Origin of the sequence: Candidatus Cloacimonas sp. (assembly GCA_035403355.1) — a bacterium.
Taxonomy (GTDB): Bacteria; Cloacimonadota; Cloacimonadia; order Cloacimonadales; family Cloacimonadaceae; genus Cloacimonas.
Genome location: DAONFA010000001.1, coordinates 1 through 12594 on the forward strand (window position 1 = coordinate 1; position 12594 = coordinate 12594).

The window sequence follows — 12594 nt, forward strand, 5'->3', positions numbered from 1 at the left end:
GTTGCACTTTCTGTTTTAACTCACAATTTTTCGGTTTGGAAACCAGCTAAAAAGCGGTTGGAAGTGAAAAAGATGGTGGGGTGTAGAGAGATTGAAGGCAGGTGAAAATTGTAAGTCAAAACTTCCCCGCCGGTTGCACTTTTTGTTTTAACTCACAATTTTTCGGTTTGGAAACCAGCTAAAAAGCGGTTGGAAGTGAAAAAGATGGTGGGGTGTAGAGAGATTGAAGGCAGGTGAAAATTGTAAGTCAAAACTTCCCCGCCGTCTGCATTGTGATTTTTCTGCGTTATCAGCGAAATCTGCTTGCTTCCATTTTCCGCCGTTAAGTTGTAAACGAGCTTTTTCTTGACGCCAAATGCTCTTTTCAGAATTGGTTCAAATTAAGTATAATATGCTTAAACAAACAATAGACGACGACAAAAAAAAGAGGTAACTGCAAAAATGGAAATCAGTAAGACATTTGAACCTAAAGACCTGGAAAAGAAATGGTATCAGTTTTGGGAAGAAAACGGCTATTTCAAGCCACGGGAAAACTCTGCCCAAAAACCATTTACCGTTCTTATGCCCCCTCCGAATGTGACCGGAATTTTACATATCGGTCATGTGCTAAATAATACTCTGCAAGATGTTGTCGTTCGTTTTCACAGAATGAAAGGCGAACCTACGCTCTGGTTACCGGGTGTTGATCATGCCGGAATTGCCACTCAAAATATGGTGGAAAAAGAACTTGCCCAGCAAGGAATTACGCGTCAGGAGCTTGGTCGCGATAAATTGGTGGAAAAAATCTGGCAGTGGAAAAACGAAAAAGGCAATATCATCATAGACCAGCTGAAACTTTTAGGGGCAAGTTGCGATTGGGATCGTTTGCGATTTACGATGGATGATATGCTTTCGCGAGCTGTGAAAGAGGTTTTTGTCTCTCTGTATGAAGAGGGGCTAATTTATAAAGGGAAATATATCATCAATTGGTGTCCGCGTTGCGTTACTGCTTTGGCAAATGATGAAGTAGAACATACAGATGAAAATGGTCATCTTTGGTATATTCACTATCCTTTTGCTGACGGGAATGGCTATTTAACTGTGGCAACAACCCGCCCGGAAACAATGTTAGGAGATGTTGCCGTTGCCGTTAATCCCAAGGATGAACGCTACAGTTCCTTAATTGGCAAAGAATTGCTGCTGCCTTTAACGGATAGAAAGATACCGATAATAGCGGATGATTATGTAGATAGGGAATTTGGCACCGGTTGCGTGAAAGTTACTCCTGCTCACGATCCTAACGATTTTGAAATTGGCATCCGGCATAATTTACAGCAGATTTTGGTGATGGATGAAACCGGAGTAATGAACGCAAATGCCGGGAAGGAATTTCAAGGTTTGGAGCGTTATGCCTGCCGGGAAAAAATTCTGAAAATGCTTACCGAACAATGCCTGCTGGAAAAAACAGAAACTCATCCGTATTCTGTAGGGCATTGTTATCGTTGCGATACAGTTATTGAACCCTATCTTTCCGATCAGTGGTTTGTGAAAATGGCTCCCTTAGCCCAAAAAGCCATAGAAGTGGTGGAAAAAGGAGAAGTAAAATTTCAGCCGGAACGCTGGACAAAGGTCTATATGCACTGGATGAATAATATTCGGGACTGGTGTATCTCACGGCAAATTTGGTGGGGACATCGCATCCCTGTATATTATTGTGATAGTTGTAATAATATGATTGTAGCCAAGGAAATGCCGGAAAAGTGTCCCCAATGTGGAGGAACGAAGTTTACTCAGGATTCCGATGTGCTGGATACCTGGTTTTCCAGTTGGTTATGGCCATTTTCTACAATGGGTTGGCCTGATGAAACGGCAGATCTTAATTACTATCTTCCTACCAATGTGTTAATTACGGCTCCAGAGATTATCTACCTGTGGGTTGCCAGAATGATTATGAGTACCCTCCATTTTAAGGATAAAATTCCCTTTGATACTGTTTTGCTACATGGAACTGTGAGAGATGAAATCGGACGCAAAATGAGTAAGTCCTTAGGCAATTCGCCTAATCCGATTGATTTAATTAATACCGTAGGAGCCGATGCTTTAAGGTTCAGTATGATTTTTGGCACTCCCAAAGGTGCGGATGTTATTTTCAGTGAAAGCATTTTGGAAACAGGACGCAACTTTGCCAATAAAATGTGGAATGCCTACAGGTTCATAATGATGAATGCGGAAAGTATTCAGGGACTTCCTGCCGAAAATGAATTGCAACTGGAACTTGCTGATAAATGGATAATTTCCCGACTTCAGGAAGTGACCATAGAAGTGCGGGCTCACTATGAAAATTTGCGGTTTAACGATGCTGCCACTGAAATCTTTAAGTTTATGTGGGATGAATTTTGCAGCTGGTATATTGAGCTGAGTAAAGACAGGTTAAACCCTTCTGCAGAAAATGAAAGCAGATTAACGGCTAAATATATACTGCTGAATGTAATGCAACAGGGAATGCGTTTATTGCATCCAATTATGCCTTTTATAACTGAAGAAATTTGGCAGGGCATAAAAAAAATCTTTCCGCTAAAAGAAGAAGCACTAATTATCGCTGCCTTCCCGGAAGCGGATGAAACACTTATAGATAACGAGATTAATAATAATATGCGCTTTGTGCAGGAAAGCATTACTGCTATTCGGAACCTGCGTAAACAAATAAACCTGGCTCCCTCTCAGGAAATTGAGATGGTTATCCGCTTTGCCGAAGGTTCTCAACAGGAACTCTTTGAAAATTATATGGCTTACTTCCGTCGTTTGGCAAAAGTGAAAAGTTTCTCCGGAGGAGTGCAGATTACTAAACCCAAAGCTGCTATCGCTTCTGTAGTTAGGAATATAGAGATATTTTTGCCCTTGAGCGGACTGGTGGATATTAAAAGCGAAAAAAATCGCCTCGGGAAACAAATTGAGAAATTGACTAAAGAATTAAACGGAATTCAGACAAAACTGGCTAATCCCAATTTCCTGAATAACGCTAAAGAGGAAGTGGTTGCCAAAGAAAAAGAGAAATTTAACGAGGTGAATACTAAGCTGGAATTGCTGCAACACTTACTGGAAGAACTATTGTAGCTGGAGGACGCTATTCCTCCCCAGGAAAAAAATGCGGAGCTACAGCGAGCTCCGGCTACCCAAAAAGCGGAGCTACAGTGAGCTCCGGCTATCCAAAATGCGGAGCTACAGCGAGCTCCGGCTACCCAAAGTGCGGAGCTACAGCGAGCTCCGGCTACTTTTTAGACCTCTTGACCTCTCGCCCTCTCGACCTCTTGACCTCTTGACCTCTCGCCCTTTAGACCTCTTGACCTCTCGCCCTCTTGACCTTCTTACCTTTTTTCATTTCCCATCCAATTCCTATTGCCAGAAGCACAACCGTTGCCAGGATACCTGTTAAACTTAAAATCAAACTAAAGCGATAGATCTCAGAGATAAATTTCATTTCCACAGTATGTTTTCCCTGGGGAACGATAACACCTCTTAAAATGTGATTTGTGGGATATATTGCTGTTTCTTTGCCGTCTATAAATGCCTTCCAGCCCGCAGGATAGTAAATTTCCGAAAGCACGAGATAAGCATTTTTATCGGTTGCCACCTCATATTTAACATTGTGCATATCAAAAAAGGTCTCTTTGGCATAGCAGCTATCGGGTTTATAAACGCCCTCTATTTTACTTTCCACAATGGCTAAAGAGCGGGGATTAAAGTATGGGTTCCGCATTTTTTGCAGACGCGCTTTCGTTTCCGGAATTACGGATAGCGAATCAACAAACCAGGCACGAGGATAAGCTGTTAAATTCTGATAAATATTAGCTCCCGAGTAACTGGTAAAAACAGGTTTTATTTTATTCAGCAGAAAAGCGTAGGGCAACGAATCGGGATAGATAATGTATTTCGTAGAAAGCATATCCAGTAAAGGGGTGGGAATTTCTTTATTTCCTTTATTATAAAAACCATTTAGATAACGATATAGTTCATTTTCATTTTTCTCATCTCCCTGAATAAGCTTCCAGACATCATCATAGCGTTTTAGTTTGGCAGCGCTGTAACCATCTATGGTTTGATGGTAATAAGCCCATTCACCTGCATTTCTTATATTACCCATATTATAAGGGTAAATACGGAAATTATCTTTATCTGCCAGAAGGAATTCATCAAAATCCTGAGTTACGAAACGAGCTTCTCTTTCTTCTGCCGGATAGAGGTCTTTTAAGTGTTTTCCTGTGTATATATACAGGTCTATAAAAGTAACGAGGGTAATAAGTAGCACTAAAGCAACTTTCTTCAGTTTTTTAGCGCTGGCAAGATAACATAACCCAAGAGAAACAGTTAACAGCAGCAAACTCAGAATTCCGCTTTTGTAAAGCAATCCGGGGCGCAAACTTTTCATTTCTTCCAATTTGGCAAGGGCATTATATTTTTCGTATTGTTCAATTTCTGCAGCATTAGTATAGGGCAGACCTTTGAAAACACTTTGTCCCAAAATGAGAAAGAGAATAAACACCGCTCCGCTAATCCAGAAAGCAGTAAATAAGCTTTTTTGCCACTTGCTGTTATTTTCCAGGGAAGCAATTGTATCCAAACCCAAAGCAGCAAGAATAACTCCAATAATCTGAACCATAATCAGCATCATAGAAGGCACGCGGAATTTATTGAACATCGGCAGATACTTAAAAAAGAAATCAGATATAAAAGGAGTAAAACTGCCAAAACTAAGCACTAAGAAAATAGCTGAAACAATCCATAAAAAGAGAGAGAACTTTTTATGTTTGCCAAAAAGAGCCATCACTCCCAAAGCTAAAACTACTATGCCAAAGTAGTTATAAATTTGCGTGAAGGGCATTGCACCCCAATAGTTCTCATTTATTCCCCCAAAGAAATCAGGGATAAGAAAGGAAATTATTTCTATAGGTGGGAAACTCCATGCTTGAGCATAACCTTTTTCCAGACCTGCTGTTCCACCTCGCATTGTGTAATGACTATACTCCCAAGTAGATAGATAGGGATTCATCACTGCCAGGGCAGTTAACCCAAAAGCAATAATCAGCAGTCCTGTCCAGCCCCCGAATTTTTTATATTGCTTACTCTGAATTGCCTCAATTAAAGCATAAATCCAGAACATACCGATAAACAGATAGAGATAATATGTTATCTGAGGATGGTTTTCCCTTAATTGCGTAATCAGAAAAGTTGCCAGTAAACCCAAATTGAGCATATTGGGCTTTTCCTTTAAACGCAAGAGAGCCCAAACAACCCAAGGGATATACATTATAGCACGGAATTTGGTATTATGGCCAATATCCAAAAGCCCTACCCAATGGCAGGAAAAAACAAAGGCAATTGCAGCAAAAAAAGCAATCCAGGAATCCATTTTCAGCTGCCTTAAAAGTAAAAAGATACCCAAACCGCCAACAAACAGCAAGAAGATACGCCAGTTGATAACTTTATCGGTAATCTTGGTTATGCTTTCCAGAAAAGGATAGCGATTAGGAAAGGAAATCATATAAGTTGGCATTCCGGAAAACATATAAGGAGTCCATAAAGCATTATCCTTGTGCGTTGCATTATAATCAATTATGGCTTTTGCGGCTCCCTGCCATTGATTTATATCTGATGCCTGAGGTGCCTTTCCTTGATAGGCAACAGGAAAATAGATTAAACTGAGTAAAAGAAATAGCACTATAACTAAAATCCAGGGAAGGTGTTTGGCAAAAGCAGAGGGCTCTTTAATCTTCGCTGCGGGCTTGGCGGGATGCATAGTTTTGGAGGTTTTGCCGATATTTTGCTTTATTTTCTGATTGACATTTTTTCCAGCCATAATATCCTCTATCTATAATAATTTTTTACATACCAAAATAAAAGCGGTTATCGGTCAAGAAAAATTCCGCTACAACCTTTTTCTTAAGAGGATAAAACAATGTTTTTTGCTTTTACTAAAAGAATCTATGGCTACGAATGCGATATCTACGGTCATTTAAATAATGCCAATTACCTTCAACTTTTAGAAAGTGCACGCAGCGAAGCCCTCTATGAAATGAATCTGGCGCAGTCCGAGCTGCAAAAAAAAGGCGTCCAGCTCTTTGTGCATTATGTGGAAATGAGTTTTATTAAAGCCATTGATCACGATGAACTGATAACTGTTAAAAGCTGCTTTACCGAAATGAACAGAATTAAAGGAAAATGGCATCAGGAAATTTATAACGCTGCAGGAGAAAAATGTTTTGCAGCAGATATAACAATCGTTTTTGCCTCGGAAGGAAAAGCCAAACGACTGCCGGCTGAGGTCTTTGAACTCTTTCTGCGCTACCTGGAAAAATGAAATGAAGAGAAAAAAATTGCAGGATGAATACCGGGCACAAGATAAATGAGAGGTTTTTGGAGGGTTGAGAGGGTCGAGGTATCTTAAAGCCCTTGGGGCTTACTTTTCCCGAGGGGCTTACGCCACCGTCGCTATTTTAGTGTCGCCCTAAGGGGCTTTAGGGAACCGGGAAAGTGAAAAAAAACACTCGGGGCTTACTTTTCCCGAGGGGCTTACGCCACCGTCGCTATTTTAGTGTTGCCCTAAGGGGCTTTTTTTTGCCGGAAGAACGAGGTCCTCGTCGTTCAAGCACAAGAAGGGGTTGACCAGGAGGTCAACCATCCGATCTTGCCCTAAGGGGCTTTGGCTATTTAATAACAATGTTGTATTCATCGTAAACAGGTAAGTATTAAGTAGATAATGCAATTAGGGACGAACGGATATTTTTGAAGATTTTGCTTGACAAATAAGAGCAGAGATTTTTAAAAGAATTTATGTATATAAACCGATACAGAAAATCGGTTTCCAGGGAATAGTAACCGTTTAAAACGGAGATAGATAGCTACATTGATAGCTATTTTTTTTGAAGCAAATCGGGTATAGAGATTTGAGGATTTTTCGCTAATTGGATGGATTGATTGCGAGAAATAATAAAATAAAGTAGTTAACCGGATGGTTGATGTTCCGGTCAGTTAATTATGAACGCTGAGGACATCGTTGTTCCGGGTTTTATGAACGACAGGGACATCGTTGTTCCGGAAAAAGAATGAGGTAAAAAGATGGAATTTTACAGAGCGCAGGTAGAAGAGATAGCCAGGAAGATTTGTCAGGAAATGCATCTTGCAGTGTATGACATTGATGAAAAGATGTCTGGCAAAGGGAGAATTATAACTGTCTATCTTACTAAAATTGGGGGAGTTACATTGGATGAATGTGCTGCTTTCAGTTCTGCTTTGGGGAACGAATTGGAGACCTTTGACCTCATTCCGGAGCGTTATTTTCTGGAAGTATCTTCGCCAGGAGTGGAAAGGCCTTTAAAGTTGAAAAGTCATTATGTTAGCGCTATCAATGAAAAAGTAGCGGTGCAATTCACTGAAGGCGAAGAAAAGAAATCCATAATGGGGACTTTAACAGAGGTGAATCAGGATACAATAGTTGTAGATGATAGAGGGACGATTACGGAAATACCTTTTAAGTCCATAATCCGTGCTAAAACAGTATTTTTAGGTATTCCGAAGAGGAGAAAGTGAGCGATGGCTATTAATACAATTGAAGCTCTCAGTAAGCTTGCGGCAATTAAGCAGTTGGATACAGGGATGATTCAAAACATCATTCTGGAGTCCGTAACTTCCACTTTGCAAAAGCGTTTGGAACCGGAAGCAGAGTTACAGGTTTTTGTAGATGAACTTTCCGGTAGTGTGAAAGTGAAGTTTAAAAGTTTGGTGGTGGAACAAGAAGAAAGCTTTGGGCAAATATCTTTAATTGATGCGCGTAACGAATACAACCCCAAAGCGCAAGTGGGTGATTATATTGAAAAAACGATGTCTCTGAACGAATTTGAGCCAAAGTTAGTGAAGACAGTGCAGAAATTGATTCAAGATAGAATTCGCCAGCTGGAAGATGATAAAATTCAGAATGATTTTAATAAACAGAAACATACTATAGTAACTGGAAAAATTAAGGCAATAGATGATTTTGGAGGTTACATCATTGATATTGGACACACCGATGCTCTGCTGCCAATTGATGAACAGATTGAGAATGAATTTTACCGGGTGGGTGAAAATATCAAGGCATACATTGTTAATATCAGACCCGGAAAAGACGGGATTGTAATTATTCTTTCCCGCACCAATCCTGAATTTGTGAAGAAATTGTTTGAAGCGGAAATTCCTGCCATATTCAGTGGGGAAATTAAAATCAGGAAAATAGTGCGGGAGCCGGGAATTAGAACTAAAGTAGAATTGGAAACTGTTGACCCTAAGATAGATCCGATAGTTGCCTGCGTAGGTCCTAAAGGCACGCGTATTGATTCTTTACGGAAAGAATTGCATGGTGAACAAATAGATATAGTTGTGCATAGTGAAGACCCCGAAAAAATGATTGAAAATGCCCTTGGTATAGAAGGAATTAAACGCGTTATTATTGAACGCAATCACTCTGCCAGCGTGATTGTGGATGAAACAGATAAACTGATGGCAATAGGCAAACAGGGAAAAAATGTGAAACTGGCTGCCAAACTGGTAGGAATGAAAATAGATATTTTTACGATGGCAGAATTTGAAGAAAAAATGGCAAAAGAACGAAGAACTATAAGCCATATTACAGAAATGGATGGAGTTACTTCTAAAATTGCCGATGCATTAAAACAAGCAGGTTATACAAGCGTTCAGGATATTTATATGGCTTCCGTAGAAGAATTGTGTAATATTGAAGGGATGGGGCAAAAGACGGCTGAACGACTCAAAGAGGCAGCAAAGTATTTCTGATGCCGAATAAAAACAGTAAAGCAGCTCACCTTCCGATTCGCACTTGCGTGGTTTGTAAGAAAAAGGTTGACCAGAATCAACTGCTCAATTTTTTTCTCACGGAAAGTGGCATAGTTTTTGATTTTCGCAGGATAATTCCGGGGCGCAGATTCTACTTATGCCCTTCTGCTGATTGTTTTAAAGGACTTAACAAATGGCGGAAGGGTCATCAGAAAAGGAAAATAAGATGAATCTTAGGATTCTTACTCTGATGCAATTTGCCCGCAAAGCAGGAAAACTGGTTTCCGGTTATAGTGCCTGTGAAAGAGCAATGCATAAAAAAGAAATAGAGCTGTTAATTCTGGCAGCGGATAGTTCAGAGCGGACAAGGGATAAAATGAAGAAATTAGCTTTATCGGCAGGGATTTCCGGAGCGGTGATAGAAACCGGAAGTCAGCAAGAAATAAGCTCTGCTTTGGGTTTATCCGTAACAGGTGTATTCGGAATTATAGATAAGAATTTCGCAGGTAAAATAATGGAGTATTGGCTCTCTGAAACAGAGAGGAGGATAAATTGACGATAAGAGTTCACGAATTGGCAAAAGAACTGAAAATAAGTACGATGGCGTTAAAAAAACATCTCACCGATTTAGGAGTGAATGTTAAAAGCCACATGAGCTTAATTGAGGATGATGTTGCTAATAAAATACGCGTTAAATATAACGAACAAATAGATGCTGAAAAGCGAGCTGAAAGAGATCGTAAACGGTTGATGGAAATGCGTCAGGCAGCTAAAGCACAGCATATTGCCCAAGAAGAAGAAAGCAAAAAGGCAGCGGAAAAAGTTCCTCCCGTTCAGGAACCGGTTAAAGAAACACCTAAAGAAGAAGAACCGATACCCGAAAAAGAAACTGAAAAGATAACAGCTAAACCGGAGATAGAAAAACCGGCTGAAGAAAAACCTGCGGAACATCCTCCGAAACCAATTGTGGAAACACCTAAAACTGATGTTCAACCCAAACAGGAACATATTCAGCCCAAACCGGAAAAGGGTTATAAACCGGAGCATATTCAGCCCAAACCGGAAAAGGGTTATAGACAGGAACATATTCAGCCCAAACCGGAAAAGGGATATAGACAGGAACATATTCAGCCCAAACCGGAAAGAGGTTATAAGCCGGATCATATTCAACCCAAACCGGAAAGAGGTTATAAGCCGGAACGCTTTCAACCCAAACCGGATCAGAGAAAAGGTGACCAACGCAGAAAAAAAGAAACAGGCGTCCCTCCAGTAAAACAAGTTGCCGTTCCACCGGCAATTGAACCTGCTAAAGAACCCGAAGTAAAGAAATTCGGCAAGGGAAAAATTAGCCATGAAGAACTGGGAGATAAAAGTAAACATAAAAAAGCTATTATCTCCAGCACCAAGAAAGCGAAACAGAAATTAGTTGAAACCGTTGAAGTGGATGAGGCGGAAATTTCCCGTAATATTAAAAAGACCCTGCAAAAGAGCTCTAAGCGGAAAAAATACCACCGGGAAGCCCAAAATGTAGAAGACCGCAGTAATGAAATCATCATCAGAGAATTCACCTCAGTTAGTGAGCTGGCGAAAATTATGAATGTTTCGCCTTCCGAGATAATTTCCAAGTTCTTTATGATGGGTCAGCTGGTAACAATGAATCAACGGCTGGATAAGGACTCGCTGGAAATGATTTGCGATGAATTTAAGGTTGACTACCGCTTTGAAGATGAATACGGAATGGATATAATCAATCGGGAAATGGAACAATATAGCGAAGTGAGAGAAGAAAAACGACCTCCCGTAGTTACTATTATGGGTCATGTAGATCACGGCAAAACTTCTATTTTAGATTATATTCGCAATACCCATGTAGTGGCTGGTGAATCTGGAGGCATTACACAACATATTGGTGCTTACCAAATTGATATCAATAAATATAAAATCACTTTTTTGGATACTCCGGGGCACGAAGCATTTACAGCGATGCGTGCACGCGGAGCCAATGTTACTGATATTGCGGTAATTGTAATTGCTGCTACGGAAGGCGTTAAAGCTCAAACGCGGGAAGCTATTGATCATGCTAAAGCAGCCGGAGTGTCAATGATAATTGCCATTAACAAAGTTGATCTTCCGGATGCCAATGTAGATAAAGTTATTTCACAGTTATTAGATATGGGTGTCTATCTGGAACAATACGGAGGCGACATTCCCTGGTGCAGAACTTCAGTGGTAACCGGAGAAGGTATCTTAAATTTGATTGAGCTGATTCTTTTAACGGCAGAATTGCTGGATTTGAAAGCCAAAAAAGATGTTCCTGCTTCTGCTGTAGTGATTGAAGCGGGAATGGATGCCCGAATGGGTCCTTCTGCCACAATTCTGATGCAAGAAGGAACTTTGCGTAAAGGCGATATTGTTGTTTGTGGAGCTGTGCATGGCAGAATTCGGAAAATGGAAAACGAACGCGGAGGCGAAATTAAAGTTCTCCTTCCTTCAGATGTGGCAAGGGTATATGGTCTTTCCGATACCCCTAAAGCAGGAGATATTCTTAATCAGGTAGATAGTGAAAAAACAGCGCGCAGTATAAGTGGCGAACGACAACAAATTCGGATGGAACGGGAAAAATTCCAAAACAAGAGTTCCCTGCAGAATATCTTTGCCCGCATAAAAGAAGAACAGATAAATACCTTGAATATTATCTTGAAAACAGATACGGATGGCTCTGCAGAGGCATTGGCAGATAGCTTTCAAAAACTCTCCAACGAGGAAGTTAGCGTTAATATTATCCATAAAAGCATTGGCGGAATAAGCGAAGCGGATGTTTCTCTGGCTGCTGCTTCGGATGCTATAATAATGGGATTTCATGTGCGTCCTTCGCATCAGGCACGAAAAATGGCTGAAGATGAAGGAGTGCAAATAAAGCTCTATCAGGTTATTTATGATGCCATTGAAGACCTGCGTAGTGCGTTGGAAGGATTGCTGAAGCCAAAATATGAAGAACAGGTTCTGGGTAGCGCATTAGTGAAACAAGTATTTAAAATAAAGAAAGTGGGAACTATTGCCGGCTGCCAGGTTGATAAAGGTGTTATTCAAGCAAACTGTAAGATTCGTGTGTATCGGGATGATGTTTTAGTAATTGAAGATATGCTCAGTTCGTTAAAACATTACGCCGATGATGTTAAAGAAGTGCGTGCCGGTTCTGAATGCGGATTAACCTTAGCCAATTTCTCTGATATTAAAGAAGGAGATGTATTGGAAGCATTTGTGGTGAATGAGGTTAGCCAAAAATTGTAAATGAAGAACTATCGCATCCCCCGTTTGCAGGCAGAACTAAAAAAGCTCTTCAATATTGCGCTTTCGCAAAAATTGAACGACCCTAAACTGGCTTGGGTGCAAATTACCGATGTTGTAATCTCCAAGGATTTGCACTATGCCAAGCTTTACTTTTCGCATTATAATAATCCCGCCAGTCATAACCAAATCAGGGAACTCCTGATGAAGTCATCTGGCTTTTTAAAAAAACAAATTGCAGGAGCACAAATTATGAGAACCATTCCCGAACTCTCTTTCTACTACGACGAGACAGAAGAACGTGCCTCTAAGGTAGAGACACTGCTTGCCTCACTTAAAAAAGATGATTTTGATGACGATGACGACGAAGACCAGGATATTGATATTGACGAATACCTGGATGATGATGACGACTTCTTTGATTTTGATGAAGATGAGGACGAAGAGGATTACGACGATTTTGAAGATGATGATGAGGACGAATAGTAATTCTCTCTCTTCGCT

Annotated in this window: 9 protein-coding genes; 8 read left to right on the plus strand and 1 reads right to left on the minus strand. The window is 40.4% G+C overall.

Annotated features, from left to right (window positions below):
• The first annotated feature begins 441 nt into the window (after positions 1 to 441).
• Positions 442 to 3093 carry a valine--tRNA ligase gene (locus PLE33_00005; GenBank protein HPS59628.1) on the plus strand — a complete coding sequence of 884 codons (2652 nt, stop codon included), beginning with the start codon at positions 442 to 444 and terminating at the stop codon, positions 3091 to 3093.
• 217 nt (positions 3094 to 3310) lie between these two features.
• On the opposite strand, the gene PLE33_00010 is transcribed toward PLE33_00005, so the two are convergent.
• A complete protein-coding gene (locus PLE33_00010; protein ID HPS59629.1) occupies positions 3311 to 5833 on the minus strand; it encodes a YfhO family protein in 2523 nt (840 codons plus the stop codon).
• 99 nt (positions 5834 to 5932) lie between these two features.
• Here PLE33_00010 and PLE33_00015 point away from each other — a divergent pair, with 99 nt between their 5' ends.
• The 7 genes from PLE33_00015 (at position 5933) to rbfA (ending at position 12576) form a co-directional block, all read left to right on the plus strand.
• Positions 5933 to 6334: a thioesterase family protein gene (locus PLE33_00015; protein ID HPS59630.1), complete on the plus strand. Its 402-nt coding sequence runs from the start codon at positions 5933 to 5935 to the stop codon at positions 6332 to 6334.
• A gap of 758 nt (positions 6335 to 7092) precedes the next feature.
• A complete protein-coding gene (gene rimP, locus PLE33_00020; GenBank protein ID HPS59631.1) occupies positions 7093 to 7563 on the plus strand; it encodes a ribosome maturation factor RimP in 471 nt (156 codons plus the stop codon).
• 3 nt (positions 7564 to 7566) lie between these two features.
• Positions 7567 to 8802, plus strand: a complete 1236-nt coding sequence (gene nusA / locus PLE33_00025; GenBank protein HPS59632.1) for a transcription termination factor NusA — start codon at positions 7567 to 7569, stop codon at positions 8800 to 8802.
• Entirely contained in the window at positions 8802 to 9032 is a 231-nt protein-coding gene (locus tag PLE33_00030) for a YlxR family protein (protein HPS59633.1), read from the plus strand. Before nusA ends, PLE33_00030 begins: the two co-directional genes overlap by 1 nt.
• Entirely contained in the window at positions 9029 to 9358 is a 330-nt protein-coding gene (locus tag PLE33_00035; GenBank protein HPS59634.1) for a ribosomal L7Ae/L30e/S12e/Gadd45 family protein, read from the plus strand. The genes PLE33_00030 and PLE33_00035 overlap by 4 nt, the downstream gene beginning before the upstream one ends.
• Positions 9355 to 12093, plus strand: coding sequence for a translation initiation factor IF-2 (infB, locus tag PLE33_00040; GenBank protein ID HPS59635.1), 2739 nt, complete (start codon positions 9355 to 9357; stop codon positions 12091 to 12093). Before PLE33_00035 ends, infB begins: the two co-directional genes overlap by 4 nt.
• Positions 12094 to 12576 carry a 30S ribosome-binding factor RbfA gene (rbfA, locus tag PLE33_00045; protein ID HPS59636.1) on the plus strand — a complete coding sequence of 161 codons (483 nt, stop codon included), beginning with the start codon at positions 12094 to 12096 and terminating at the stop codon, positions 12574 to 12576.
• Positions 12577 to 12594 lie beyond the last annotated feature (18 nt).